General features: G+C 70.7%; 26 protein-coding genes. 16 read left to right on the top strand and 10 right to left on the bottom strand.

Annotation, left to right across the window (positions count from 1 at the left end; genetic code table 11):
• Positions 1 to 160 precede the first annotated feature (160 nt).
• A complete protein-coding gene (locus tag ACIP6U_RS00430; RefSeq protein WP_401710707.1) occupies positions 161 to 598 on the bottom strand; it encodes a MarR family winged helix-turn-helix transcriptional regulator in 438 nt (145 codons plus the stop codon).
• A 142-nt stretch (positions 599 to 740) separates the two neighbouring features.
• Between ACIP6U_RS00430 and ACIP6U_RS00425 the strand changes: the two genes are divergently transcribed.
• Complete coding sequence (locus ACIP6U_RS00425) at positions 741 to 2,195, top strand: aldehyde dehydrogenase family protein (RefSeq protein WP_401710704.1); 1,455 nt, start codon at positions 741 to 743, stop codon at positions 2,193 to 2,195.
• A 50-nt stretch (positions 2,196 to 2,245) separates the two neighbouring features.
• Positions 2,246 to 3,352, top strand: a complete 1,107-nt coding sequence (locus tag ACIP6U_RS00420) for an NAD(P)-dependent alcohol dehydrogenase (RefSeq protein ID WP_401710701.1) — start codon at positions 2,246 to 2,248, stop codon at positions 3,350 to 3,352.
• A gap of 27 nt (positions 3,353 to 3,379) precedes the next feature.
• Here ACIP6U_RS00420 and ACIP6U_RS00415 read toward each other — a convergent pair whose 3' ends face one another.
• The gene (locus tag ACIP6U_RS00415; protein ID WP_401710699.1) at positions 3,380 to 4,330 is read right to left on the bottom strand and encodes an NADP-dependent oxidoreductase; all 951 of its coding nucleotides are present in this window, start codon (positions 4,328 to 4,330) and stop codon (positions 3,380 to 3,382) included.
• Between the two features lie 71 nt (positions 4,331 to 4,401).
• On the opposite strand from ACIP6U_RS00415, the gene ACIP6U_RS00410 reads away from it, so the two are divergent.
• Positions 4,402 to 5,373, top strand: a complete 972-nt coding sequence (locus ACIP6U_RS00410) for a GlxA family transcriptional regulator (protein ID WP_401710696.1) — start codon at positions 4,402 to 4,404, stop codon at positions 5,371 to 5,373.
• Between the two features lie 67 nt (positions 5,374 to 5,440).
• Positions 5,441 to 6,310, top strand: coding sequence for a hypothetical protein (locus ACIP6U_RS00405; protein WP_401710693.1), 870 nt, complete (start codon positions 5,441 to 5,443; stop codon positions 6,308 to 6,310).
• 7 nt (positions 6,311 to 6,317) lie between these two features.
• Here ACIP6U_RS00405 and ACIP6U_RS00400 read toward each other — a convergent pair whose 3' ends face one another.
• Both ACIP6U_RS00400 and ACIP6U_RS00395 read right to left on the bottom strand, forming a co-directional pair.
• Positions 6,318 to 6,881 (bottom strand): TetR/AcrR family transcriptional regulator, encoded by a 564-nt coding sequence (locus ACIP6U_RS00400; protein WP_401710690.1) that lies wholly within the window; start codon positions 6,879 to 6,881, stop codon positions 6,318 to 6,320.
• On the bottom strand, positions 6,878 to 7,240 hold the full coding sequence (locus ACIP6U_RS00395; protein ID WP_401710687.1) for a DUF1304 domain-containing protein: 363 nt from the start codon (positions 7,238 to 7,240) through the stop codon (positions 6,878 to 6,880). The genes ACIP6U_RS00400 and ACIP6U_RS00395 overlap by 4 nt, the downstream gene beginning before the upstream one ends.
• A gap of 114 nt (positions 7,241 to 7,354) precedes the next feature.
• On the opposite strand from ACIP6U_RS00395, the gene ACIP6U_RS00390 reads away from it, so the two are divergent.
• From ACIP6U_RS00390 to ACIP6U_RS00365, 6 genes are all read left to right on the top strand, one after another.
• The gene (locus ACIP6U_RS00390; RefSeq protein ID WP_401710684.1) at positions 7,355 to 7,831 is read left to right on the top strand and encodes a GNAT family N-acetyltransferase; all 477 of its coding nucleotides are present in this window, start codon (positions 7,355 to 7,357) and stop codon (positions 7,829 to 7,831) included.
• Between the two features lie 258 nt (positions 7,832 to 8,089).
• The gene (locus ACIP6U_RS00385) at positions 8,090 to 9,799 is read left to right on the top strand and encodes an ATP-binding protein (RefSeq protein ID WP_401710681.1); all 1,710 of its coding nucleotides are present in this window, start codon (positions 8,090 to 8,092) and stop codon (positions 9,797 to 9,799) included.
• 5 nt (positions 9,800 to 9,804) lie between these two features.
• Entirely contained in the window at positions 9,805 to 10,215 is a 411-nt protein-coding gene (locus ACIP6U_RS00380; protein ID WP_030043913.1) for a roadblock/LC7 domain-containing protein, read from the top strand.
• A complete protein-coding gene (locus tag ACIP6U_RS00375) occupies positions 10,212 to 10,583 on the top strand; it encodes a DUF742 domain-containing protein (protein WP_401710678.1) in 372 nt (123 codons plus the stop codon). The genes ACIP6U_RS00380 and ACIP6U_RS00375 overlap by 4 nt, the downstream gene beginning before the upstream one ends.
• On the top strand, positions 10,564 to 11,169 hold the full coding sequence (locus ACIP6U_RS00370; RefSeq protein ID WP_401710675.1) for a GTP-binding protein: 606 nt from the start codon (positions 10,564 to 10,566) through the stop codon (positions 11,167 to 11,169). The genes ACIP6U_RS00375 and ACIP6U_RS00370 overlap by 20 nt, the downstream gene beginning before the upstream one ends.
• On the top strand, positions 11,166 to 12,416 hold the full coding sequence (locus ACIP6U_RS00365; RefSeq protein WP_401710672.1) for a cytochrome P450: 1,251 nt from the start codon (positions 11,166 to 11,168) through the stop codon (positions 12,414 to 12,416). The genes ACIP6U_RS00370 and ACIP6U_RS00365 overlap by 4 nt, the downstream gene beginning before the upstream one ends.
• 70 nt (positions 12,417 to 12,486) lie before the next feature.
• On the opposite strand, the gene ACIP6U_RS00360 is transcribed toward ACIP6U_RS00365, so the two are convergent.
• From ACIP6U_RS00360 to ACIP6U_RS00350, 3 genes are all read right to left on the bottom strand, one after another.
• A complete protein-coding gene (locus ACIP6U_RS00360; protein ID WP_401710669.1) occupies positions 12,487 to 14,220 on the bottom strand; it encodes a hypothetical protein in 1,734 nt (577 codons plus the stop codon).
• A gap of 348 nt (positions 14,221 to 14,568) precedes the next feature.
• Positions 14,569 to 16,203, bottom strand: coding sequence for an amidohydrolase (locus ACIP6U_RS00355; protein ID WP_401710666.1), 1,635 nt, complete (start codon positions 16,201 to 16,203; stop codon positions 14,569 to 14,571).
• A gap of 10 nt (positions 16,204 to 16,213) precedes the next feature.
• Positions 16,214 to 17,722 (bottom strand): APC family permease, encoded by a 1,509-nt coding sequence (locus ACIP6U_RS00350; protein WP_401710663.1) that lies wholly within the window; start codon positions 17,720 to 17,722, stop codon positions 16,214 to 16,216.
• A gap of 127 nt (positions 17,723 to 17,849) precedes the next feature.
• On the opposite strand from ACIP6U_RS00350, the gene ACIP6U_RS00345 reads away from it, so the two are divergent.
• Positions 17,850 to 18,572: a helix-turn-helix domain-containing protein gene (locus ACIP6U_RS00345; RefSeq protein ID WP_401710660.1), complete on the top strand. Its 723-nt coding sequence runs from the start codon at positions 17,850 to 17,852 to the stop codon at positions 18,570 to 18,572.
• Between the two features lie 99 nt (positions 18,573 to 18,671).
• Positions 18,672 to 19,136, top strand: coding sequence for a pyridoxamine 5'-phosphate oxidase family protein (locus ACIP6U_RS00340; RefSeq protein ID WP_401710657.1), 465 nt, complete (start codon positions 18,672 to 18,674; stop codon positions 19,134 to 19,136).
• Between the two features lie 32 nt (positions 19,137 to 19,168).
• On the opposite strand, the gene ACIP6U_RS00335 is transcribed toward ACIP6U_RS00340, so the two are convergent.
• A complete protein-coding gene (locus tag ACIP6U_RS00335) occupies positions 19,169 to 19,480 on the bottom strand; it encodes a DUF4235 domain-containing protein (RefSeq protein WP_401710654.1) in 312 nt (103 codons plus the stop codon).
• Positions 19,481 to 19,751: 271 nt separating this feature from the next.
• On the opposite strand from ACIP6U_RS00335, the gene ACIP6U_RS00330 reads away from it, so the two are divergent.
• Positions 19,752 to 20,669 (top strand): cation diffusion facilitator family transporter, encoded by a 918-nt coding sequence (locus tag ACIP6U_RS00330; protein WP_401710651.1) that lies wholly within the window; start codon positions 19,752 to 19,754, stop codon positions 20,667 to 20,669.
• A 90-nt stretch (positions 20,670 to 20,759) separates the two neighbouring features.
• Here the strand turns inward: ACIP6U_RS00330 and ACIP6U_RS00325 are convergent, their stop codons facing one another.
• Positions 20,760 to 21,212, bottom strand: a complete 453-nt coding sequence (locus ACIP6U_RS00325) for a nitroreductase family deazaflavin-dependent oxidoreductase (protein WP_401710648.1) — start codon at positions 21,210 to 21,212, stop codon at positions 20,760 to 20,762.
• A 272-nt stretch (positions 21,213 to 21,484) separates the two neighbouring features.
• On the opposite strand from ACIP6U_RS00325, the gene ACIP6U_RS00320 reads away from it, so the two are divergent.
• Both ACIP6U_RS00320 and ACIP6U_RS00315 read left to right on the top strand, forming a co-directional pair.
• Positions 21,485 to 22,684, top strand: a complete 1,200-nt coding sequence (locus ACIP6U_RS00320) for a cytochrome P450 (protein ID WP_401710645.1) — start codon at positions 21,485 to 21,487, stop codon at positions 22,682 to 22,684.
• Positions 22,685 to 22,697: 13 nt separating this feature from the next.
• Complete coding sequence (locus ACIP6U_RS00315; protein WP_401710641.1) at positions 22,698 to 22,892, top strand: ferredoxin; 195 nt, start codon at positions 22,698 to 22,700, stop codon at positions 22,890 to 22,892.
• A gap of 26 nt (positions 22,893 to 22,918) precedes the next feature.
• Here the strand turns inward: ACIP6U_RS00315 and ACIP6U_RS00310 are convergent, their stop codons facing one another.
• Positions 22,919 to 23,479: a TetR/AcrR family transcriptional regulator gene (locus ACIP6U_RS00310; protein ID WP_401710638.1), complete on the bottom strand. Its 561-nt coding sequence runs from the start codon at positions 23,477 to 23,479 to the stop codon at positions 22,919 to 22,921.
• Positions 23,480 to 23,609: 130 nt separating this feature from the next.
• Here ACIP6U_RS00310 and ACIP6U_RS00305 point away from each other — a divergent pair, with 130 nt between their 5' ends.
• Positions 23,610 to 24,068: a nuclear transport factor 2 family protein gene (locus tag ACIP6U_RS00305; protein WP_401710635.1), complete on the top strand. Its 459-nt coding sequence runs from the start codon at positions 23,610 to 23,612 to the stop codon at positions 24,066 to 24,068.
• Position 24,069: the final 1 nt, after the last annotated feature.

Raw genomic sequence — 24,069 nt, 5'->3', positions numbered from 1 at the left:
CCGGGGTCTGGGGTGACATCGTGCAGCGAGCGTACGAGTACAGCCGTGCCCCGGGTTCCCAGAGCGAGCGCAAAACCGTTCCCCGCTCTGCAAGTTACCCTCGATCGAGTGAATTTGAGCATGTTCGATTGACATATGTCTTCGAATTGGAGCGACCAGTCTACGAGAGGGCGTGCCAGGCCTTGGAGAGTGCCTGGCGGAGCTGCTCCGTCTGGTGCGGGGTGAGGTCGCTCACCATGCGCTCCTCCAACTCCCGCACCGGCCCGGCGTGTTGCCCGAGCAGCTCGCGCCCCTCCTCGGTCAGCAGGATCAGCAGCTCCCGGCGATTGCGCGGATTGCGCTCGCGGCGGATCAGCCCGCGGCTCTCCAGGGACCGTACGAGATCGGCGATGGACTGGGCTGTGACGAAGGAGTCGCGGGCCAGCTGGGCCGCCGACAGCCCGTCGTGCCGCTCCAGGACGGTCAGCGCGGTGTACTGCAGCGCCGTGATCCCGGACGGCCTGACCAGCTCGTCGAGGCGGGAGCGCGCGGCCAGCTCCACCTGCTTGACCATGTAGAGCAGGGACGGGAGCGCCTTCGTTTCCTGGGGGACGGCCATGTGTCGAGCCTAGACCATTGACAGGAAACCTGTCTGTAATCAGACTGCGAACCAGACGATGAACCAACAGGAATCCTGTTGGTTGAAGACTTGGCAATCTTGACAGTCCTGGCAATCCTGGCGATGAGGCTGAGGAGTGGTGATGACCGCCTTCGAGAGCGAACCCGGACGGCTGTTCGTCGGGGGACAGTGGCGCGAGGCCGCGGACGGAGCCCGTATCGAGGTGGTCGACCCGTCCCGGGGCGCGGTCGTCACCACCGTCGCGGCGGCGGGCGCCGCCGACGTGGACGCGGCCGTGCGCGCGGCACGGCAGGCCTTCGACGGCGGCGCGTGGTCCGGACTGAGCGGCCGGGAGCGGGGCCGGGTGCTGCACCGGGTCGCCGCGCTGATCCGCGAACGGGCCGACGAGATCGCCGAGTTGGAGAGCCTGGACGTCGGCAAGCCCATCACGCTGTGCCACGCCGTCGACGTCACCAACACGGCCAACGACTACGAGTACTTCGCCGCCCTCGCCCACTCCCTGGACGGCGCCGTCCGCGACACACCCATGAACGCGCTCGCGTACACCAAGCGGGAGCCGCTCGGTGTCGTCGCCGCGATCACCCCCTTCAACTTCCCGCTGATCCTTGCCGGTTCGAAGATCGGCCCGGCGCTCGCGGCCGGCAACACGGTGGTGCACAAGCCGGCCGACGAGACCCCGCTCAGCGCCCTCTACATGGCCCGGCTCTTCCAGGAGGCGGGCGTCCCGGACGGTGTGGTCAACGTGGTCACCGGGACCGGCCCGGTGGCCGGCGAGGCACTGCTGCGCCACCGCGGGATCGACAAGGTCGCCTTCACCGGCTCCACCGCCGTCGGCCGCCATGTGGCGAGCACCGCGGGCGAGGCCCTCAAGCCGGTCACCATGGAACTCGGCGGCAACGCGGCCCACCTCGTCTTCGAGGACGCCGACCTGGAGAAGGCGGTCGGCGCGGTCATCAAGGCCTTCGTCTTCAACACCGGGCAGTTCTGCATGGGCGGCCCCCGACTGCTGGTGGCCCGCTCCGTGTACAGCACCCTGCTCGGCATCCTCGCGGAGGCCGTCCCGGGCGTCCCGGTCGGCGACCCGAGGCTGCCCGAGACCGTCGTCGGACCGATGGCGGGCGAGCGGCACCTCAAGAAGGTCGAGGAGTACGTCGACCTGGCCCGCAAGGAGGGCGCCCGCATCGTCTGCGGCGGCGAGCGGCTCGACCTGGACGGCGGCTACTACTACAGGCCCACGGTGATCGCCGACCTGTCGAACGACTCCCGGGTCGTCCAGGAGGAGGTCTTCGGCCCGGTCCTGACCGTGCAGCCCTTCGACACGGAGGACGAGGCCGTCGCGCTCGCCAACTCGACGCCGTACGGGCTGGCTTCGGGCGTCCAGACCGGCAACCTCGCCCGCGCCCACCGCATCGCCGACCGGCTCCAGGCGGGCATCGTCTGGATCAACGACTGGGCGATGCTCGACCCCGCGGTCCCCTTCGGCGGCGTCAAGGACTCCGGCTTCGGCCGCGAGTACGGCCCCGAGGCGCTCGCCGCGTACACCCGCACCAAGTCCGTCGTCGTCTCGCTCGACTGAACCCGCGCGATCGCGTCTGAACACGCCTGAAGGCAAAGGGAGTTCGTACGATGTCCATCTCCACCCGCGCCGCGGTCGTCGAGTCCGGCGGAGCACCCTTCACCCTCTCCGACGTCCGACTCGACGAGCCGGGACCGTACGAGGCCGTGGTCCGCATCGTGGCGGCCGGCCTGTGCCACACCGACCTCGGCGTCGCGAGCGGCGGTCTGCCCTTCCCGCTGCCCGGCGTGCTCGGGCACGAAGGGGCCGGGGTGGTCGAGGCCGTGGGCCCGGCCGTCACCGGCGTCGCCCCTGGCGACCACGTCGTGCTGTCCTTCACCTCCTGCGGCGACTGCCGCAACTGCCGGGGCGGGCACCCCGCCTACTGCGCGACCTGGCTGCCGCTGAACCTCATCGGCGGTCGCCGCGCCGACGGCAGCAGCACCATCAGCCGGGACGGGCAGCCCCTCGGCGGACACTTCTTCGGCCAGTCCTCGTTCGCGGAACGGGCGTTGGTCGACGAACGCAGCCTCGTCAAGGTCGACCCGGATGTACCGCTGGAGTCGATCGCCCCGCTGGGGTGCGGAGTTCAGACGGGGGTGGGTGCCGTCTGGAACGTGCTGAAGCCCCGACTCGGTGACACGGTCGTGGTGCTCGGCGCCGGGGCGGTCGGCCTGTCGGCGGTGATGGCGGCCGCCCTCACCCCGGCGACCAGAATCATCGCCGTCGACCGGGTCGCCGAACGGCTCGAGCTGGCCGGGGAGTTGGGCGCCACCCACACCGTGGACGCCGGCGCGGCCGACCTCGCCGAGGCGCTGGCGGAGATCACCGGTGGCCAGGGTGCCGACGGCATCGTCGAGACCACCGGCAACGTCGCCGTGCTGCGCCAGGGCGTCGACGCGCTCGCGGCTCGGGGCACCCTGGTCGTCGTAGGAGCTCCGCCGTTCGGCACCGAAGTCGCCCTGGACGTCAACGGGTTGCTCGGCGGGAAGCGGGTCGTCGGACTCACCCTCGGCGACGCCGAGACGCAGTCCTCCATCCCGGCCCTGGTCCGGCTGGTCAAGGAGGGGCGGCTCCCGCTGCACCGTCTGATCAGCACCTATCCGTTCGCGGAGATCGACCAGGCGGTGCGGGACATGAGCGCGGGCAAGGCGATCAAGCCGGTGCTCACGTTCTGACCGGCGTCACCCCGCCAGGCCGCGGCGTCAGTCCGTCAGCAGGACGATCTTTCCCGCGGTTCGGCCGGTGCCGCCGAGCGCGTGTGCCTCGGCGGCACCGGCCAGCGGGAACGTCGCGGCGATCGTGGCGCGCAGCTTGCCCGCCTCCACCAGTTCCGCGATCGCCGCCATGCCGCTGTGGGAGGCGTCGACCAGCATGCGCAGCGCCCGGACACCGAGCCGCTCGGCCTCCTCGTAGAACTCGTTCGAACCGATCGGCACGATCGAGACCAGTTGGCCGCCCGGGCGCAGGACCCGCATGGAGCGCAGGGCGGTGTCGCCGCCGAGGGTGTCCAGGACGATGTCGACGTCCTTCACCGCCTCGGTGAAGTCGGTCTCCCGGTAGTCGATCGGCTCGTCGACGCCGATCGAGCGCAGGAAGTCGTGCTTGCCCGCGCTCGCCGTGCCGATCACGTACGCGCCGCGCGCCTTGGCGATCTGCACGGCCACGTGCCCGACCCCGCCGGCCGCCGCGTGGATCAGCACCCGCTGCCCCGGCTGGACGTCCGCGTACTCGACCAGCCCCTGCCACGCGGTCAGCGAGACCAACGGGAGTGCGCCCGCCTGGACGTGGTCGATCGAGGCCGGCTTGTGCGCGAAGGTGCGCGCCGGGGCGGTGACGTACTCGGCGTGCGAGCCGTGTCCGTAGGGGTAGGACAGCATCCCGAAGACCTCGTCGCCGGGCTGGAAGCGGGCGACGCCGATGCCGACCGCCTCGACCGTGCCCGAGACGTCCCAGCCCAGTACGAAGGGCGGCTCGCCCAGGAAGCCGCCGGTCTTGCGGTGCTTCCAGTCGGTGGGGTTGAGGCCGGCCGCGTGGACGCGGACCAGTACCTCGTTGGTGCGCGGCTGCGGGCGTTCCAGCTCGACGAGCCTGAGGACCTCGGGTCCGCCGAGGGTGTCCTGGCTGATGGCTCGCATCGTGTTCACAGTGCTCATGGTGAACCAGCCTGCCCGGGCCCGCCCGACAGGGAAATGGCACGATGGCCAACCTTCGATAGGATCGTGCCATGCGAGAGAACGGTCGAGTGGACAGCCGGGTGGAACGGGTCGTGGTGCTGGCCCTGGACGGCGTGCACCCCTTCGAGCTGGGCATCCCCAACCGGATCTTCGACGCGGCGGGCGGCCGGTACGAGGTGCTCACCTGCTCCGTCGACGGCCGGCCCGTGCGCACCAACGCCGACTTCACCATCGGCGTCGAGCACGGTCCCGAGGCCCTGGCCACCGCCGACACCGTCGTGGTCGCGGCCGTCGCCTCGTCCCGCGTGACCGCCGACCTGTCCGACGAACTCCGTGCCGCGCTCGCGCTCATCCGGCCCGACGCGCGCATCGTCTCCATCTGCACCGGCGCCTTCGTGCTCGCCGCCGCCGGTCTGCTGGACGGCCGCAGGGCCACCACGCACTGGCAGCTCGTCGAGCCGTTCCGGCGCATGTACCCGCACATCGACCTCGACCCGGACGTCCTCTTCGTCGGCGACGGACGGATCCTGACCTCGGCCGGCGCCGCCTCCGGCGTCGACATCTGCCTGCACATCGTGCGCGAGGACCACGGCAGCGAACTCGCCAACGCCGTCGCCCGCAGTCTCGTGGTCCCGCCGTACCGGGACGGCGGTCAGGCGCAGTACATCGAACAGCCCATGCCCGAGCCGGGCGCGGCGAGCACGGCCGCCACGCGCGCGTGGGCCCTGGTCCACCTCGACGAACCGCTCACCCTCGCCGACCTCGCCCGGCACGCCGGGATGAGCATGCGCACCTTCGCCCGCCGCTTCAACGACGAGGTCGGCGTCAGCCCCGGCCGCTGGCTCATCCAGCAGCGGGTCGCCCACGCCCGGCACCTGCTGGAGTCCAGCGACCTGTCCGTGGACCAGATCGCAGGCCAGGTCGGCTTCGCCACCGGCGCCTCGCTGCGCCAGCACCTGCACGCGGCGATCGGTGTCTCACCGCAGGCGTATCGGCGTACCTTCCAGGCGGCCGTGCGCTGACCGTGAACGTTCCGGAGTGCTGTCGCGTCGGAGGACCGGAGAACAGCAGGCGGAACGGGGGAAGTTGATGCGCGGAGGACTTGTGGTGACGACGGTGCTGGTGGCGTCGGCGGCCGTGGCGTGCGGCGGCGAGAAGGACCAGGACCTGGTCATCGCCGGGACCGCTCCGGCGGTGCCCTACAGCGGACCGCTCCACGTGCCCACGAAGAACCTCGACGAGGACAGCACCCGCGCCACCCGCATCGAGTCGGGCGCGGCGGGCCGGGCCCTGGAATGCGACGGGGAGATCTACTCAGGCGGGGGCGGCGGCGCGTGGAGCAAGAGTGACGGCGGGTCGACGCCCGAGGAGGGGCTGCGGGCCTTCTTCGACATGGAGCAGTCCGACTACCCGGACCACGGCTACCGCGTCGAGCGCCGGGAGGCCGACCGCGTCCTGTACTCCTTCGACGTCGCCGGACGGACCAAGGTCGCCGTCGTTGTCGCCAAGGACCAGAAGAACAGGCCCGGTTGGGGCCCGGACACCAGTGCCTCCTGCGATCCGACCGAACTCCCGGCGAGCTACACCGACGGGAAGTGGTACGAGATCTGGACCGACGCGCGGGGCAAGCGGGTACCGATCACCAAGGTGCACAGCTCCGTCGGCGACGAGCACTGCGGCTGGGAGACGGCGCACTTCCTGTCGGTGGGGGAGCGGGACAAGGAGGACGAGGACGGCAGGCTCTACGCCCGCGATCCCGACGGCGTGCTCATTGAGTCCATGCTGACCTCGGCGTACGACGGGGACGTCCGGATGCCCGCCGACGCCCACGACACCGGATACCGGCGCGGCGAGTGGAGGTTGTGGCTGTCGGACGCCGACCTTTCCAAGGCGTACGTCCGGACCGCCGACGGCGTGGAGGCGTGGCCGCAGGTGCGGCCCGACCAGGGCTGCAAGTGAGTCACCGTCACCTGCTCGCGTGCAGTGCGACCAGCAACTGCCAGACCTGGTCGGCGACTTGGGACGCGTCGGCGTCCAGGAGGCCGTGCAGCCAGTCGGCCAGCACGCCGGCGAAGGTCGCGGCGACCGCGGAGGCGACCAGCGGGGCGTCCGCCGCGCCCGCGCGTTCCCGCTCGCGCAGGCTGTAGGCCCGCAGGTCCCGGTGCAGCACAAGGCCGAGTGGGCCGCCGCCACCTGGAGCGAGCAGCGCGCGGTACAGCTCGGCGTGCGGGGTGAGCGAGTTGAAGAACTCGGCCAGCGCGGGCGGCGCGTGCACCGGGTCGGGCCGCCCCTGCCAGGAGTGCAGCGCCTCGACCGCCTCCCGTACGACGTCCGCGCAGGCGTCGACGGCCAGCGCCTCCAGGTCGGCGTAGTGCACGTAGAAGGTGGCCCGGCCGACCCCGGCCCGGCGCACCAGGGCGGCCACGCCGACCTCGGCCAGCGGGCGCTCGGCGCACTCGGCGAGCAGGGCCTCGCGCAGCCGCTCCTTGGTCCGCGCGGCCCGTGGGTCCTCCGGTGCGGGGCGTGTCACTGCGCGATCAGGACGGCGGCCAGGGCGATCGTGCCGGGCAGCGCCTGCGCGAACAGGATGCGGCGGTTGGCGGTGACCGTGCCGTACACACCCGCGATCACGACGCAGGACAGGAAGAAGACCTGGGCGCGGAAGCCGGTCGGGTCCGCCGCGATCAGCCCCCACACCAGGCCGGCGGCGAGAAACCCGTTGTAGAGGCCCTGGTTGGCGGCCAGCGGCGCGGTCGCCTTCGCCATCTCCGGATCGAACCCGTGCAGCCCCCGCCCGGGCTTCTTCTCCCACAGGAACATCTCCAGCACCAGGATGTAGGCGTGCAGCGCGGCCACCAGACCGACAAGCACGTGCGCGAGCGTCTCCATGCGGAACTCCAATTCGTGGACAGGTTCATGGGTAAGTTCATGGACAGATGTCCATCATAGCTGGACATCTGTCCAGGAAGTTCCACTGTCGGTGTCGGTCGCTAGCCTCGGCCCATGACTGATGGGGAGCTGATCGTTCGAAAGGCCCGAGTCGAGGACATATCGGGGCTCGTCGCCTCCAGTGCGCGCCTGCTCGCCGAGGACGGCGGCACCCGCGACCCGAGCATCAACGTCGACTGGCCGCGCGAGCACGGCGCCGCGTCCTTCGCGGCGGCCCTGGCGGACCCGACGCGGCTCGTCCTCGCGGCGGAGTGCGACGGAGAGGTCGTCGGCCACCTGGTGGGGTCGGTCACCGGGCCCTCGGACAAGCGGCTGGTCACCTCCGCGACCCTGATCAGTCTGTACGTCCGCCCCGAACACCGGCGGGCGCGGGCCGGGGCCCGGCTGGCAGGGGAGTTCCTGGACTGGGCCCGGCGCGAGGGAGCCGAGCATGCCGAGGTGACCGCGTACGCGGCGAACGCCGACGCGATCCGGTTCTACGAGCGCAACGGCTTCGGCGCCATGACGCTCACTTTGCGCCAATCCCTCTGACCTCCGGCTCCGTCGGCCGAGGCCAACTCCCGGGTCGCGTAAGCGATTTGTCGATGAACGGATCGCTGGCGGACAGTGACGGAATCCTCACTTCCATCAAACGATCTAGGTTGATCTTTTGGTGTCAGAACCCGATAAGCTCCCTACCGACGCTACGAGTTGAGCCGATCGCGTTCGGTCATATCGCGCTGCGTTTTCAACAGTGAGATCCCCCCAGCACACTCCCCCTGTTCGATCGGGTTGCTTCGAAGGATGCAGATGGAACTCGCCACTCCGCCGCCGGCGGCGCGGGCCCCTGTCGCCTGGTACAGCTGGTGGTTGATGCCGCTGGCCTTAGGAGGCGGAACGGTAGCCGCCACGTTCATGAGCTCCGAGCGAATAACGGCCGCCGTCGCCGGTGCCGCGGCCACGGCCGCGAGCGCCGTCTGCGTACGGCTGTTGATTCGCACCCGGACGCAACTGCGCCGGGTCGAGGGCTCCTTCCGTAGCTCGCAGGCCGAGCAGTCACAGCAGTGGCAGCAGCATGTCGCGGGCCTGGAGCGGAAGTTCAGCGCCGAGCGCGGCTCCCTGGAGTCGCAGCTCGCCGACCAGTCAGGTGCCTACGAGGCACAACTCACCGAGCGCACCGCCGCGTTGGCGAGCCAACTCGCCGAGCAGTCCGCCGCGTTCGAGCTCCGGCTGACCGAGCAGGCCGCGTCCTACGAGGCCCAGCTCGTCGACCAGGCCGAGGTCTGGCAGGAGCAGATCGCCGCCCAGCAGTCCGCGCTCGCCCAGCTCGGCGACGAGCAGTTGCCCGACGCGCTGGAACGACTGCGCTCCGGTGACGCCATCGACGACCTGCTGCCCGAGCCCGGGTACTACGCCAAGGTCGGCACCGACTTCCAGGCCGACCTGCGCAAGGTGCTCAGGACCGCCCTCATCGGCGTGGAGGAGGAGTTCAACCGCTCCACCTCCGCCGAGCAGGCCGTCATCAGCATCGGCAACCGCATCCACGTCCTGACCAGCAAGCTGCGCGGCCGACTGCACGAGATGCAGGGCGAGCACGGCCGGCTGCCTGCCGTCGCCCGCGGTCTGATGGAGCTCGACCAGGAGCTCGGCCCCGCCGACTCGCTCGCCGCCAGCATCGGCGTGCTCGGCGGCTCGGACCGGCCCGGACGCCAGTGGCAGGAGCCGCAGCGCCTGCTCAGCGTGATGCGCGGCGGCATCGGCCGGATCAAGGACTTCCACCGCGTCGAGGTGCGCCATCTGCCCGAACTCGGCGTGGACGGCGGTCTGGTGGACCACCTCACGCTGATCTTCGCCCACCTGCTGGACAACGCGGCCCGCTACTCGCCGCCCACCGAACCGGTGGTCGTCTCCGGCAAGGAGGTCCCCAACGGCGTCGGCATCGAGATCCAGGACTCCGGCAAGGGCCTGAGCGAGGAGAAGAAGCGCGAGGCCGAGGACGCCCTGGCGGGCACCGGGGTCGGCGCGGGTCTCGGCGGTATCTCGGAGGACGCCAACATCGGTCTGCGCGTCGTCGGCGCCCTCGCCCGCCGCTACGGCATCCGTGTCACCTTCGCGGACTCGCCGTGGCTCGGCACCTCGGTGGTTCTCGTGGTCCCGCACAAGTACTTCAGCCCGCTGCCCGCTGCCTCCCCGGCCCAGCCGGTCCAGGCCGCGCAGACCGTCACGGCCGTCCCGGGCCGCTCGGCGGCGACGGCCGAAGTGCCGGAGGCGGAGGCCGAGTTCGGCGAGGCCACGGACACCACACCCGGAGGACTGCCCCGGCGCCGCAGCAAGCGGAACGAGGAGCCACCGCCGAGGGCGGTGGAGCGGACCGAGGAGTCGGCCGCCTTCGCCGTCCCGCCGGACGAGTCCTTCGCCGGCCTGGCCGCCTTCGCGACCGCAGGCAGGGAGATCACCGAGGAGGACGCGGCGCCGGCCGACCGTGAGTCCACCGAGCACCGCACTGAAGAGAGCGACTAGTCCACATGACGCAACAGGGAACCGACGTGAGCTGGGCGCTCCGCGATCTGGTGGAGTCCATCCCGGAGATCCGTTTCGCCCTCGTGGCCTCCAGTGACGGCAAGGCCATCACCAGCTTCGGTGCCGAAGACCCCGACGACGTCGACCGGTTCGCGGCCGTCGTGGCCGGACTGCAGGCCCTCGCCCAGCCCGTCGCCGAGCAGTTCCCCAAGTACGCGGGGCAGCTGCGGCTGGCGATGATCGAGGTCGACGGCGGCCACCTCTTCGTCGTCCGCGCCGGTGTGGAGACGTATCTCGGCGTGCTGGCACGGGAGGGCCTCGACCAGGGTCTGCTCGGTCACCAGATGAGGGATCTGGCCCGCAGGATGGGTGAGCTCCTCGGCACCACTCCGCGCCTGGAGGAGCACTCTGGATGAGTGCTCCCCGACCGCCCACGGACCCGTCCGGTCTCGAGCGCTACTACGTCCTCACCGGAGGACGTAGCGGACCGGGCGGTTCGGCGTCGAGTCTCGACGTGGCGACCCTCATCGTCTCCCTGACCGCCCCCGTACCGGGCATGCAGCACGAGCACGAGGAGATCATCCGGCGCTGCCGCGATCCGCTGTCGGTGGCCGAACTCGGCGCCCACCTCGGACTGCCCTTCAACATTCTCGCGGTGCTGCTGGCCGATCTGCTCGAGGCAGGCCGCGTCGACGCCCGTGATCCGATCCCGGCGCACGACGCCGGTCGCGGGCCCGACCTCGCGCTCCTTGAGGAGGTACTCAGTGGACTTCAAAGGCTTTGACCATCCCGGCCGGCCGGCCGCCGGCGGCACCCGTTCGGTGAAGGTGATGATCGCCGGCGGCTTCGGCACCGGAAAGACCACCATGGTCCGCTCCGTCAGCGACATCAAACCGCTGACCACCGAGGAGACGCTCACCCAGGCGAGCGCCGACGTCGACCACCTCATCGGCGTCGCCGACAAGACGGAGACCACCGTCAGCCTGGACTTCGGCAAGATCAGCCTCAACGAGAGCCTGATGCTGTACCTGTTCGGCACCCCCGGGCAGGAACGGTTCTGGTTCCTGTGGAACGGACTGTTCAAGGGCGCGCTCGGCGCGGTCGTCCTGGTGGACACCCGCCGGCTCGCCTCCAGCTTCCGGGCGATCGAGGAGATGGAGCGGCAGAACGTGCCCTTCGTCATCGCGCTCAACGTCTTCCCCGACTCCAAGAACCACCCGGTCGACGAGATACGGGACGCGCTGGACATCTCCCCGTACACCCCGGTCGTGGAGTGCGACGCCCGGGACCGCGCCTCCAGCCGCGATGTGCTCGTCGCCCTGATCCAGCACATCAAGGACCGCTCGGCCGCCGCCCTGGAGGCCCGATGAACGACCAGCCCTTAAACGGTCCCGACGCCCCCCGGGGCTGCCCCGTCGCGCACGGTTCGGGCGACGTCGCCCGGCTGTTCGGGCCGGAGGCGTCGACCGATCCGGCCGGCATCTACGAGCGGCTGCGCAAGGAGCACGGCTCCGTCGCGCCGGTGCTCCTCGAGGGCGACGTCCCGGCCTGGCTGGTGCTCGGCTACCGGGACAACCGGCGGGTGCTGGACAATCCGCGCCAGTTCAGCCGGGACGCGCGGATCTGGCGGGACTGGCGGGAGGGGCGTGTCTCCGAGACGTCACCCTTGATCCCGATGGTCGGCTGGCGGCCCGACTGCGTCTCCCAGGACGGTGAACCGCACCGCAGGTTGCGCGGCGCGGTCACCGACGGACTGCTCGCGGCGTCCAGCCGGGGCGTGCGGCGACACACCTCGTACTTCGCGAACAAGCTGATCGACGCGTTCGCCGACGCGGGGCGCGCCGACCTGGTGGCCGAGTACTCCGAGCAGCTGCCGATGCTCGTGCTCACCCGGATCCTGGGCCTTCCCGCGGCGGACGGGCTACGTCTGGTCGAGTCGTGCGCCGAGGTCTTCAAGGGCGGCGAGGGTGCTCTTGAGCACAACGGCCGGATCATGCAGATCCTCTCGGAACTGACCGACCGGAAGCGGGCCGAGCCGGGCTCCGACTTCGCCACGGCTCTGCTGCAACACCCGGCCGAGCTCGACCACGACGAGGTCGTCAGCCATCTGCGCCTGGTGCTGATCGCCGCGCACACCACCACCAGCAACCTGCTCGCGCGGGTCCTCCAGCTGATCCTCACCGACTCCGCCCGGCTGTCCGGTCTGGTCAGCGGGCAGCTGAACATCTCCTCGGTGGTGGAGGAGGTCATGTGGGACACCCCGCCGTTGTCCGTGCTGCCGGGCCGGTTCGCGGCCGCCGACCTGGAGCTCGGCGGCCATCACATCCAGGAGGGTGAACTGCTCGTCCTGGGCCTGGCCGCCGGCAATCTCGACCCGGAGGTACGGCCCGACTCGGCCGTCGCTCTACAGGGCAACCAGGCGCATCTGGCGTTCAGTTCGGGACCGCACGAGTGCCCGGGACAGAACATCGGCCAGTCCATCATCGAGATCGGTGTGGACGTCCTGCTGCACCGGCTGCCGGGCCTTCGCCTGGCCGTGCCGTCGGAGGAGCTCTCCTCGACCGCCTCCACCTGGGACTCCAAGCTCGACAGCCTGCCGGTCGAGTTCTCCGCCTGACACCACCGCTGCCCGGCCGGATTCCGGCCGGGCAGTGCTGTCCCCGTGGACCTGGGACAGGGCCGGGGCGTCAGCCGTCGAGCCAGTCGCCCGCGACGCCGGTGGGCCGGTATCCCGTGGCGTTCCAGAGGAAGTGCGGGTGGGCGGCACCGAACATGTAGGCGAGCAGAGCGGTGTCCTCCCGGCCCGTCCGGGGATCGTGCAGGGCGTGGAACTTCTCGGATCCGATCACGCCGGCGTCCTGCTGGATCTGACGAGCGCGGTCCGTCGACGGTTCGGCTCTCGATGCCTCCACGGCGGCGATGTAGGTGCGGCGCAGGATCTCCCATGCGTTGTCGATGTCGCCCTGCCAGGGGCCGTGCAGCGCTTCGAAGGCATGCAGCTCGGCGTCGAACAGGGGCCATGCCTCGGGGTGTTGGGCCTGGCAGCGTGCGGACAGTTCGGCGGCCCGGGCGCTCAGCGCCGGTACGGTGCGCCGCGGTGCGATGGCGAGGGTGGCGCCGTGGGTGAGGATGCCGGAGCACGGGTTGGGCTGGAGGTCGCAGAGCGGGCACTCCTCGGCCGCGGGAAGGCCCGCGGTGATGCCGTCGAACCACAGGGCGTGGCGGCCCGTGAGCCCCATCCAGACGATGGTGGTGGTCATCAGCCAGGTGTTCCACATCGAGTCGTGCGCCTCGGGCATGCAGCCGTACTTGACGATGGCTATGGCGCAGGCGGCGTAGAGCGCCTTGGTGTGGCTGGGCATCTCGGCGAGCCAGAAGTTGCTGATCTCCCCGGTGAGGGCGTCGGCCCGTACGTCGGCCATGTCGTCGATGACGCGGCACAGCAGCAGCGAGGCGAGGTTCTCCTCCTGCCAGAGTTCGGTGTCGGGGGCGACGTGCCAGAACAGGCAGTCCAGTATCTGCAGGATCGAGTAGGTGCTCTGACCGAGCGGGTTGCTCTGGGGGAGCGTGACGCTGCCCGCCTCGTGCTGGCGGAGCCAGTACTCGTCGACGGATCGCTTGTGGGCCGCGAAGAGTCCGGAGACCAGGGCCCGTGCGCTGTTGGTGCTGAAGTTCTCGGCCAGGCGGCCTTCGACGTGTTCGGTGAGGAGTGTCGTGTCGATGGTCTCGATCACGCGTTTGTATTCGTGGAAGACGAGGATGTCGTCCTCGAAACGGTGGCGGTGGCCGAGGTCCCGTTCGAGGTCGTTCATCTGCCGGGTCCAGGACCAGCCACCGGTCAGGACGCTGTCGAGTTCCCGGCGGTGCGGCCAGGTCTTGACGGTGAGGGGACGACCGGCGCTCTGCCGCCAGCGGTAGTCGTCCAGGGTGCGCGCGGGGGGCGTGGGCAGCCGACGGCACAGAGCGCAGGCGCAGTCGGTGGTCTGCTCCTCCTCGCGCGGTGGGGCGAGTGCCCGGCTCCGCCAGGCCCCTTCCAGCATCGAGCAGGTCAGCCGGCAGACCTCGGCATCGATGCTGACCTCGGGGAAGGCCGCTTCGATCATGCGCAGACTGGTGTCGAGGTGCCTCAGCCTGGCGTAGCCCTCCTCATCGGGCGGGAGGAACGCGGTCTGCGCCAGATGAAGGGCTCCCTCGACGTGCAGCGTCGTGGTGCCGGAGGGGGAGGAGCCGAGCGCGTCCAGCCGCTGCTGAGCGGCGCTCTGGCACCTCAGGTACTCCTCCGTGCTTCCGTTGATGCGGTCCAACAGGAGGCGGGCCAGGGCGTTCCCCGCCTCCGTGGGCTGGAGTTGGGCGCTCGACCGCGCCGGGAGCGAGTTGTCGGCGGACGACTTCGGACCAGCACCTACGACTCGAAATTTCACACAGGTCTCCATCAGGTTGTGGCCATGACAACGGAATCGACCGGCCGTGGCGGTCGGCCTGTCGTGTTCGGGGGGCTTCCGGCCTACGGCCGGAGGAATGGCGGATTCACCCTGGGTGCCGTCGTCCTGCCATGAACGGCTCGTCCTTGTCCAAGCACTCCTGAGGCATGCGATTCCTTCTGGGAGACGGCGCTACAGAGCTCCCCCGCTCTGCGAGCGGACGCCCGGCATGGCCACCCGCACACTCGAACTCAGCTTCTATGGCCGAAAGTTGAACCTAGAAGCGGTACGAGACTGCCCAAAACCTAAACGATCAACACGTGACCTGTCCGTGATCTGGGTTACTGCCTACACCTCCTGAGCTGCGTATACTCGCGCGCCCCCCACGTATGTCCCCGCGACCCGCGTCTCCGCGATCGCCTCGGTCGGTCCGTCGAACGGATCGCGGTCGAGCACCACGAGATCCGCGAGCGCTCCCACCCGCACCTGTCCGGTGTCGTCGAGGTGGTTCGCATACGCCGAGCCCGCCGTGTACGCCGTCAACGCCTCGGCGAGTCCTATGCGTTCGGCCGGCAGGAACACCGGCGTGTCGCCGCCGTCGGGCGCCACACGGTTGACCGCCACATGAATTCCCTGGAGTGGATCGGGGCTGCTCACGGGCCAGTCGCTGCCTGCCGCGAGCCGGGCGCCGGAGCGCAGCAGCGCCCCGAACGGGTACTGCCGCGCGGCCCGTTGGGACCCGAGGAAGGGGATGGTCAACTCGTCCATCTGCGGCTCGTGGGCCGCCCAGAGCGGCTGGATGTTCGCGACGGCGCCGAGCCGGGCGAAACGCGGCACGTCGTCGGGGTGGACCACCTGAAGATGTGCCAGGTGGGGTCGCGTGTCGCTCGGTCCGTTCGCGGCCCGCGCCGCCTCGACCGCGTCCAGCGCGTCGCGCACGGCACGGTCGCCGAGGGCATGGAAGTGGCACTGGAAGCCGAGGGCGTCCAACGTGCTTACGTACTGCGGGAGTTGAGTCGGGTCGATGAAGCTGGTTCCCCGGTTGCCGGTCACGCATCCGCACTGGTCCAGGTACGGATCAAGGAGCGCGGCGGTGCCGGTCTCGGCGACCCCGTCCAGCATCAGCTTGACGCTGGACGCGCGGAACCGCCCGTGGCTCGACTCCGCCCGCTTCGCGACGAGTTCGGGGATCTGCTCGGCTCCGCGCTCCCGGTCCCACCACAGTGCCCCGACGACCCGCGCGGTCAGCGAGCCGTCCCGGGCCGCCGCCAGATACGCGCCGGACGGGTCGTCCATGCCGAGGAACTCCCCGACGAGCGCGTCCTGCCAGGCCGTGATGCCGAGCGCGTGCAGATGGCGCTGCGCGTGCAGCAGGGCGGCCAGCCGGTCGGCGGCGTCGGCGGGCGGGGTGAGCCGGCCGACGAGCTGCATGGCACCTTCCTGCAGTGTGCCGACCGGCTCGCCCGAACCGTCCCGCTCGATGCGCCCGTCCGCCGGGTCCGCCGTCTCGCGGGTGATGTCCGCCCGTTCCAGGGCGCGGCTGTTGACCCAGGCGCCGTGATGGTCGCGGTTGGGCAGATAGACGGGCCGGTCCGGCACCACCGCGTCCAGCAGCTCCTTCGTCGGCACACCGCCCTCGAAGGCCTCCATCGACCAGCCGCCGCCGGTGATCCACTCCTGCTCCGGATGGGCGTCGGCGTACGCGCGCACGGCGGCGACGGTCTCGGCCGCCGTCCGTGTCCCGGTCAGGTCGCAGCGGGTGAGTTCGAGGCCGGCCGGCAGCGGGTGGACGTGCGCGTCCTGGAAGCCCGGCAGCAGCAACCGCCCGGCCAGATCGACGACTTCGGTGCGCGGCCCGACGAGTTCCAGGACCTCGTCGCGCCCCACGGCGACGATGCGCTCGCCGCTGACGGCCACGGCGGTCGCGGTACGGCCCTCGGGGGTGAGGACGGGGCCGCCGGTGAAGAGAAGGTCTGCGTGCATGGTCCGTTTCCTAGTGGGGTGTCGGGAGCAGGTGCGGGGCGTCGGCGTCGGTGCCCTCGCCCGTGCGGAAGTACGGTGACCTGCGCACCCACTTGGACCACGCGGCGGCCACGAAGCCCGACGCGATCATCACCAGCGGGGTGAGCAGCAGGAACCAGCCGTTGTCCGCGCTGAGTTCGAGATGGTCGGCGGAGGTGTAGAAGGACCAGCCGAGATAGCCGCCCAGACCGAGCAGCGCGGCGGCGCTCAACGCCGGCAGCACCACAGCGCGTATGCCTTCCTTCAGGTCCTCGCGCAGCAGCGAGCGGAAGCGCACCGCGGCCGCCAGCGCGGTGAGCGCGTACGACAGGGCGACCACGATCCCCACCGCGCTCACCGTCGCCATGATCAGGTCCGCCAGCCGCGGGATGACCAGCGCGAGGGCCGCGACGGCCGCCGCCAGCGCGCCGATCAGCAGGGTGCCGGCGGCCGGAGTCCCGTACCGCGGGCTGACCTTGGACCACACCGGCCCGAGCGTACGGTCCCGGCTCATCGCGAACATCGCCCGGGCCGTCGGGATCACCCCGGCCTGAAGTGAGGCGACCGCCGAGAACATCAGCGCCACCAGCGGCAGCGCGGCCAGCGGCTGGTCGGCCAGCCGGTCGCCGAAGAACGCCAGGCCCTCGGCGCCGTGTCCGACCAACTCCGTTTCGGACAGCACTCGTTGGAAGGCGACCGAGCCGATCAGGAACAGCGCCAGCATGGTGAACAGGGTGATGAAACCGGCCCGGGAGGCGTCCCGCGGTTCGCGCACCTCCTCGTTGACGCTGAACGCGGCCTCGAAACCCCAGTAGCAGAACACCGACAGGAGCAACCCCTGGGCGAGGGCCGCGGCCGAGGGGACGGCGAACGGATCGAACCAGCTCAGGCTGAAGTCGTGCGGGCCGGTGACGATGCCGTATCCGCAGAACCCCAGCAGGACGACGTACTCGAAGATCAGCAGCCCGGTCTGCAGGCGGGCGGCGGTGCGGATGCCGGTGACCGCGGTGAGCGTGACCGCGAGCAGGACCACGACGCCGATCGCGGTCGTCTGCGCCGTCGAGCCCGCGTCCAGGTCGAGCGGGCCCACCCGGTGCACGCCGGCGTCACCGGCCAGCTGGATCAGCGCCGAGCCGGTGACCGCGGTCGTGTACGCGAGGAACGCCACCGTGGCCACGATGTTCACCCAGCCGACCATGAAACCGAGCCATGGACTGAGCGAACGACCCACCCAGACATAGCCGTTGCCGGCGTTCGGTTCGACCCGGTTGAGCCGGGAGAAGGCGCCCGCGATGCCCACGATCGGCAGGAACGCCAGCAGCATGATCGCCGGCAGATGCAGTCCGACCACCCCGGCCGTGACGCCCAGGCCGATGCCGATGGTGGTGGTCGCTGCCGTGCTGGAGGCGGCGACGGCGATGCCGTCCAGGAGGCCGAGCGACCTGCGCAGCTCGGAGTCCGGCCGCGCGGGTGGGTCGGCTCCGTAGGGTTTCTCGATCATGGGCGGGTCTCCGCTCGCACCTGGGGGACCTGACAGGCCCCGGTGACCGCACATGAAACTGCGCGGGCACTTAACAGGTCAACGGTGTTGTCATAAGGTGCGGACACCGGCCCCAGGGAGGCAGTCCATGAGCGAGCGTGTCGTGCCGGCCGCGGACCGGCGGCGCAGGCGTCCCACCAAGGCGGGTGTCGTCCTGTCCGAGGAGCTGATCGTCGAGACGGCGCTGCGGCTGATCGAGGAGCACGGCGCCGACGCCCTGTCCGTGCGCCGCCTCGGCCGCGCCCTCGGCGCCGACCCCAGCTCGCTGTACCGCTACTTCCGGCACACCGACGACCTGCTGCTCGCCGTCGCCGACGAACTCATCGGCCGCACCCTGCGCACCTGGCGCCCCACCGGCGACTGGCGGGCCGACCTGCGCGACCTCGGCCTGCGGATGCACGCAGGCGCCCTCGCCCAGCCCAGGGCCGCCGTGCTCAGCTCGTACCGGGTGACCGGGCGGGTGCACGAGATCCAGGCCGTGGAGGCGATCCTCGGTGTGGTGCGCGGCGCGGGCTTCCCCGACGCCGAGGCCGTGCGGATCTACCACGCCTTCGTCGACCAGTGCCTCGCTTTCGGCGCCCTCGACTCGGCGAGCCTCGCGATGCCGAAGGCGGCCCGCGAGGCCGAAGTCTCCGTCTGGCGTGCGACGTACGCCAGACTGCCCGCCGCCACCCACCCGCACATCGCCGCCACGGCCCGCCACCTGGTCGCCGACATGCCGCGCAGTTCGTACCCGGCCGCCCTGGACCTGCTGCTCAGCGCGGCGGCGGCACGGCTCGCGGAGATCCGGGCGGCGGGGGAGGTCGGCTGACGGTCACATCCGCGGACGCCCGAGCGTCATAGCCCTGACAGTGCACGGACCGACGGTGATCAGGCCATCGGTCGCCCGACCGGAGGAGGACGTACGACAATGAATCGGCCACCCGCGCGCGATCCCGAACAGCGCAAGCAGGACACGCTCCGACGACTCGAACACGACGAGGACGTCTGGGTCGCCACCGCGGCGCCCGACGGCGGCGCGCCGTATCTCGTCCCACTCTCCTTCCGCTGGGACGGCTCGACGCTGCTGCTCGCCACGCCGGCCGCCAGTCCCACCGGCCGCAACCTCGCGGCGACCGGCGTCACGCGCCTGGGCATCGGCCCGACCCGGGACGTGGTCATGATCGAGGGCACGGTCGAGACGGTGACTCCCGTGGATCTCTCCGAGCAGGAGGGTGACCTGTTCGCGGCGAAGACCGGCTTCGACCCACGCCGACTCGCCACCTCCTACCTGTACTTCAGGGTGTTCCCACGGCGCGTGCAGGCCTGGCGGGAGGCGGACGAGCTGGACGGGCGCGAGTTGATGCGGGACGGGAAGTGGCTCGTGGCCGGCTGATCCCGCATCCGGCGGGCCGCTCCCGCGGTCGGTCAGTCCCTGCCGCCCTTGCCGTCGCCGGGCCACACGCCGGTCCGGCGCTGGACGGCCGTCGCGCCCGCGCGGTCCGCCGCGCTGCGGGCCACGGCGAACAGGGCGCCCTGGATCGCGGCGGCCACCAGGACCTCCGTCCAGCCACGGTCCCGGTCCAGCGCGTCGGGCGCGTCGTCCTCGTGCCGGATCGCCTTCCACGTCTTCTGGAAGGCGAGGCCGGCGAGTGTCCCGCTCGCCCAGCCCAGGGCGAAGCCGAGTGGCTTGTAGCCGAGGGGGAGTTTCAGCTTCTTCCGCTTCTTCGTCTTGGCCACGTGTCTCTCCTTCGATGCGGTCGACGCCGACAGTCTCACCGGAGCCGAGTGTCCGGTAGAGCCGCAGGCATGCCCCTCACCCCGGATTCCGGCGCCCACGCCGTGTGAGCGGCGCACTCAGGGGCAGTCGGCGAGGGTGACTGGGACAGCATCTGCACAGGAATCCGACAAAACGTCCGACAAAACGTCCGACGAGACCTCAGACAAAACACCCGAGGAAGCCCCTGAGGAAACACCCGCGGGGGACGCCGACAGCAGGACCCGCGTCACCGTGCTGGTGGCGCTCGCCGCCAACCTGGTGATCGCCGTGGCCAAGGCGGTCGGCGGCCTCTTCGCCGGCTCGCCGGCCCTGCTGTCGGAGGCCGCGCACTCCGTGGCCGACAGCATGAACGAGGTCTTCCTGCTGGCCGCGCTGCGCCGCAGCCGCCGCCCCGCCGACCGGCGCCACCCCTTCGGCTACGGCAAGGAACGCTTCTTCTGGTCGCTCCTCGCCGCCGTCGGGATCTTCGTGATGGGCGGCTGCTTCTCCTTCTTCCAGGGCTTCGAGGCCCTCCGGAGCGGCACCGAGGAGAAGCACAGCGGGTATGTGCTGGGCCTGATCGTCCTGGGCGTCGCCTTCGTCGCCGAGGGCGTCTCACTGGTGCGGGCCCTGCACCAGGCGCACGCGCAGGGCGGACGGAGCGGACTGCGCGACCCGGCACTGCGCACGGTCATCGCCGAGGACGGCACGGCGGTGCTCGGTGTGACGCTGGCGGCGGCCGGGATGGCGCTGCACATGGTCACCGGACAGGTGGTGTGGGAGGCGTCGGCCTCGCTGGCGATCGGCGTGCTGCTCGTCTTCGTCGCCTACCGGCTGGGCAGCGACGCCCGTGACCAGCTGATCGGCGAGGCGGCCGACCCCGAGGCGGCGGACCGGATCCGGGAGCTGCTGGAGGAGCAGCCCGAGATCGACAGCGTGGAGGCGCTGTTCACGATGAAGACGGGCCTCGACTCCGCGCTGGTGGCGGCCCGGGTGGATCTGGTGGGCGGCCTGGACAGCGAGGTGGTGGAGGAGGTCTCCGTGCGGATCAAGCAGACCATCTCGGACGCCGTGTCCGAGGCGGACCAGATCTTCCTGGACATCACCGACCGGCAGGCTCACGAGGCAGCGGAGAACCCCGCCGCGACGGGGGAACGCGGCGGGGCCTGACGCACGCGTGCCCGGGGACACCGGGGTCATGCACCCCTGACCCAAGATTTTTTTCGAGCCCAGGTCAGGGGGTGTGCGTCGGTACGCGGATCACGCGTTCCCGGCCTCCGGCTCGAGCACGAAGACGGGAATCTGGCGGTCCGTCTTCTTCTGGTAGTCGGCGTAGGGCGGATAGGCCGCGACGGCCCGCTCCCACCACTCGGCCTTCTCCGCGCCGGTGACCTCACGGGCGACCATGTCCACCGGCTCCGGCCCGTCCTGGAGCTCCACGTGCGGCTCGCCCTTGATGTTGTGGTACCAGACCGGGTGCTTGGGCGCCCCGCCCTGGGAGGCGACCACGGCATACACACCGTCGTGCTCGACGCGCATCAGCGGCGTCTTGCGGATCTTGCCGCTCTTGGCGCCGAGGGTCGTCAGCACGATCACCGGCAGTCCGGTGTCCCGCAGGGTGTTCCCCTTGGCGCCGCCGGAGCTCTCGAACAGTTCCACCTGGTCACGCACCCACTGCGCCGGGCTGGGTTCGTACTCGCCCTCAAGAGGCATGGCATCCTTCCCATCGTCGTCTCTACGGTTTCCTGCCGCTCCGCTGCAACAGCGTCGCGTGCGGAATTCATCCCTACCGCACGCCCCCTGCCCCGCACCCCATCGGAGGCACCCGTACGGCCGATACCGTGACCGGTTTTCGATTCCTGAGCGATCATCCCCGGCCAGAAAGCCGCCGCCGTCCATCTGGCCGAACTTGTCGTCGTTCCATAGATGCCCGGGGCATCTAATGAAGATCTGCACGACGCACCCTTCGTCTGCGAGGTCTCCCCATGACGGAAACGGAACCCGTCGCCTTCCCCCAGGACCGGACCTGCCCCTACCACCCGCCGACGGCCTACGACCCGCTGCGCGCCGAGCGCCCGCTGACCCGGATCACCCTCTACGACGGCCGAAAGGCCTGGCTGGTCACGGGACACACGCTCGCCCGGAGCCTGCTCGCCGACCAGCGCCTGTCCAGCGACCGCTCCCACCCCGACTTCCCGGCGCCCAACATCCGCTTCACCGCGGGCCGGGACCGGAAGGCCGCGCTGCTCGGCCACGACGACCCCGAACACCGCACGCAGCGCCGGATGATGGTCCCCAGTTTCACCCTTCGGCGGGCGGCCGCACTGCGCCCGGAGATCCAGCGGATCGTGGACGAACGGCTCGACGCGATGATCGCGCAGGGGCCGCCCGCCGAGCTGGTGAGCGCCTTCGCACTGCCCGTGCCGTCGATGGTGATCTGCGCGCTGCTCGGCGTCCCCTACGCCGACCACGAGTTCTTCGAAGAGCAGTCGCGCCGGCTGCTGCGCGGCCCGGGGGTCTCCGACGTGCAGGACGCCCGCGATCAACTGGACGCGTACTTCGAGCAGTTGATCGACGTGAAGCTCAGGCAGTCGGAGCCCGGCGACGGCGTACTGGACGAACTCGTCCACCAGAAGCTGCGCGAGGGCGAGTTGGACCGCGCCGAGGTCGTCTCGTTCGCGACGATCCTGCTGATCGCGGGGCACGAGACGACCGCCAACATGATCTCGCTCGGCACCTTCGCCCTGCTCCAACACCCCGAGCGCCTCGCCGAGTTGCGGACGCGGCCCGAGCTGCTGCCCGACGCGGTCGAGGAGCTCATGCGGATGCTGTCGATCGCGGACGGACTGCTGCGCCGGGCCACCGAGGACATCGACACGGGCGGCACGACCATCAGGGCCGGCGACCCGGTGCTCTTCTCGACCGCGGTCATCAACCGCGACGCCGACGTCTACGAGGACCCCGACACCTTCGACTGGCACCGGCCGGCCCGCCACCATGTCGCGTTCGGCTTCGGCATCCACCAGTGCCTGGGCCAGAACCTGGCCCGTGCCGAACTCGAGATCGCCCTGCGCACCCTCTTCGAGCGGCTGCCCGCCCTGCGTCTGGCCGTCCCGGCGGACGAGATCCCCTTCAAACCCGGCGACACCATCCAGGGGATGCTGGAACTCCCCGTGACCTGGTAAGAGGCTGACGGCCATGCACATCGACATCGACAAGGACGTCTGTATCGGCGCGGGCCAGTGCGCCCTGGCCGCCCCGAAGGTCTTCACCCAGGACGACGACGGATTCAGCGCGCTGCTGCCGGGCCGGGAGGACGGCGGCGGCGACCCGATGGTGCGGGAAGCCGCCCGCGCCTGCCCGGTGAGCGCCATCGCCGTGTCGGACGGCTGAGGCTCACCGGGTCGCGGCAGGAGCTGTCAGCGGGCTCGCAGCAGGAGTCGCGCCGCTTCGCGTGCCTCCCGCGCGGGCTCCGTGCTCCCCGTGATGCCGGCGCTGACCATCGCCCCCTCGGCCAGCAGGAACAGCTGCCCGGCCAGGGCGTCGGACAGCCCGGCAGCCGCCACGAGACCGGTGAGATAGTCCCGGAACTCCCGCTTGTGCGTCCGCACTTGAGCCGCCACCCGGGCGGAGGTCGCGCCCAGCTCGCCGTAGGAGTTGATCCACGCGCACCCCCGGAACCCGTCCTCGCCGAACCACCCCTCCAGCCAGTCGAAGACGGCCAGGATCCGCTCCTCGGGATCCTCGCGCTCGGCCACGAACGCGGCGAGCCGCCCGCGCCAGCGCACGTCCCGCCGCTCCAGATACGCCTCCACCAGCTGCTCCTTCGCGGGGAACAGTCCGTAGAGGCGCTTGAGCGAGAGACCCGAGGCACCCCGCACGTCGTCCATGCCGACGGACTGGATGCCCCGCCCGTAGAACAGCTCCTCGGCGGCGTCCAGCGCCTGCTCCCGGGCGACTGCGCTGTCCGTGACGGCCATCTCCGTACGACCCTTCCTTGACGCGAGAACGTGCGTTCTCCTACCGTAGCAGCCAGCCGGAGAACGCACGTTCTCGCCGGCTGTCCGCACCAGTTGGCCCGTACCGGGCCGCATGTCGAGGAGGAACCCCATGGCCGATCGCCCGCCCCTGCCCCCGTTCACCCGCGAGACCGCCGCGCAGAAGGTCCAGGCCGCCGAGGACGCCTGGAACACCCGCGATCCGCACAAGGTCTCGCTGGCCTACTCCGAGGACTCGGTCTGGCGCAACCGCGACACCTTCGTCACCGGCCGCGCCGAGATCGTCGAACTGCTCACGGCCAAGTGGGCACGCGAGCGCGAGTACGCCCTGCGCAAGGACCTGTGGGCCTTCGACGGCAACCGCATCGCGGTCCGCTTCCAGTACGAGTGCCAGGACGCCGACGGCCAGTGGTGGCGCAGCTACGGCAACGAGCTGTGGGAGTTCGACGAGCACGGCCTGATGACCCGGCGCGAGGCCAGCATCAACGACGTGCCCATCGAGGAGAAGCAGCGCCGCATCCACGGCCCGCGCCCCGAGGCCGAACGCGGGGAGACCTTCCCGCTTGAGTAGG

The sequence above is a fragment of the Streptomyces sp. NPDC088794 genome (genome assembly GCF_044750545.1).
Lineage (GTDB): Bacteria > Actinomycetota > Actinomycetes > Streptomycetales > Streptomycetaceae > Streptomyces.
This window is presented reverse-complemented; position numbering and strand designations above follow the sequence as displayed.

Excerpts from the sequence above, each read along its gene's own strand:
- ACIP6U_RS00430 (WP_401710707.1), bottom strand. The coding sequence starts at position 598 with ATGGCCGTCCCCCAGGAAACGAAGGCGCTCCCGTCCCTGCTCTACATG.
- ACIP6U_RS00425 (WP_401710704.1), top strand. The coding sequence starts at position 741 with ATGACCGCCTTCGAGAGCGAACCCGGACGGCTGTTCGTCGGGGGACAG.
- ACIP6U_RS00420 (WP_401710701.1), top strand. The coding sequence starts at position 2,246 with ATGTCCATCTCCACCCGCGCCGCGGTCGTCGAGTCCGGCGGAGCACCC.
- ACIP6U_RS00415 (WP_401710699.1), bottom strand. The coding sequence starts at position 4,330 with ATGAGCACTGTGAACACGATGCGAGCCATCAGCCAGGACACCCTCGGC.
- ACIP6U_RS00410 (WP_401710696.1), top strand. The coding sequence starts at position 4,402 with ATGCGAGAGAACGGTCGAGTGGACAGCCGGGTGGAACGGGTCGTGGTG.
- ACIP6U_RS00405 (WP_401710693.1), top strand. The coding sequence starts at position 5,441 with ATGCGCGGAGGACTTGTGGTGACGACGGTGCTGGTGGCGTCGGCGGCC.
- ACIP6U_RS00395 (WP_401710687.1), bottom strand. The coding sequence starts at position 7,240 with ATGGAGACGCTCGCGCACGTGCTTGTCGGTCTGGTGGCCGCGCTGCAC.
- ACIP6U_RS00390 (WP_401710684.1), top strand. The coding sequence starts at position 7,355 with ATGACTGATGGGGAGCTGATCGTTCGAAAGGCCCGAGTCGAGGACATA.
- ACIP6U_RS00385 (WP_401710681.1), top strand. The coding sequence starts at position 8,090 with ATGGAACTCGCCACTCCGCCGCCGGCGGCGCGGGCCCCTGTCGCCTGG.
- ACIP6U_RS00380 (WP_030043913.1), top strand. The coding sequence starts at position 9,805 with ATGACGCAACAGGGAACCGACGTGAGCTGGGCGCTCCGCGATCTGGTG.
- ACIP6U_RS00375 (WP_401710678.1), top strand. The coding sequence starts at position 10,212 with ATGAGTGCTCCCCGACCGCCCACGGACCCGTCCGGTCTCGAGCGCTAC.
- ACIP6U_RS00365 (WP_401710672.1), top strand. The coding sequence starts at position 11,166 with ATGAACGACCAGCCCTTAAACGGTCCCGACGCCCCCCGGGGCTGCCCC.
- ACIP6U_RS00355 (WP_401710666.1), bottom strand. The coding sequence starts at position 16,203 with ATGCACGCAGACCTTCTCTTCACCGGCGGCCCCGTCCTCACCCCCGAG.
- ACIP6U_RS00350 (WP_401710663.1), bottom strand. The coding sequence starts at position 17,722 with ATGATCGAGAAACCCTACGGAGCCGACCCACCCGCGCGGCCGGACTCC.
- ACIP6U_RS00345 (WP_401710660.1), top strand. The coding sequence starts at position 17,850 with ATGAGCGAGCGTGTCGTGCCGGCCGCGGACCGGCGGCGCAGGCGTCCC.
- ACIP6U_RS00340 (WP_401710657.1), top strand. The coding sequence starts at position 18,672 with ATGAATCGGCCACCCGCGCGCGATCCCGAACAGCGCAAGCAGGACACG.
- ACIP6U_RS00325 (WP_401710648.1), bottom strand. The coding sequence starts at position 21,212 with ATGCCTCTTGAGGGCGAGTACGAACCCAGCCCGGCGCAGTGGGTGCGT.
- ACIP6U_RS00320 (WP_401710645.1), top strand. The coding sequence starts at position 21,485 with ATGACGGAAACGGAACCCGTCGCCTTCCCCCAGGACCGGACCTGCCCC.
- ACIP6U_RS00315 (WP_401710641.1), top strand. The coding sequence starts at position 22,698 with ATGCACATCGACATCGACAAGGACGTCTGTATCGGCGCGGGCCAGTGC.
- ACIP6U_RS00310 (WP_401710638.1), bottom strand. The coding sequence starts at position 23,479 with ATGGCCGTCACGGACAGCGCAGTCGCCCGGGAGCAGGCGCTGGACGCC.
- ACIP6U_RS00305 (WP_401710635.1), top strand. The coding sequence starts at position 23,610 with ATGGCCGATCGCCCGCCCCTGCCCCCGTTCACCCGCGAGACCGCCGCG.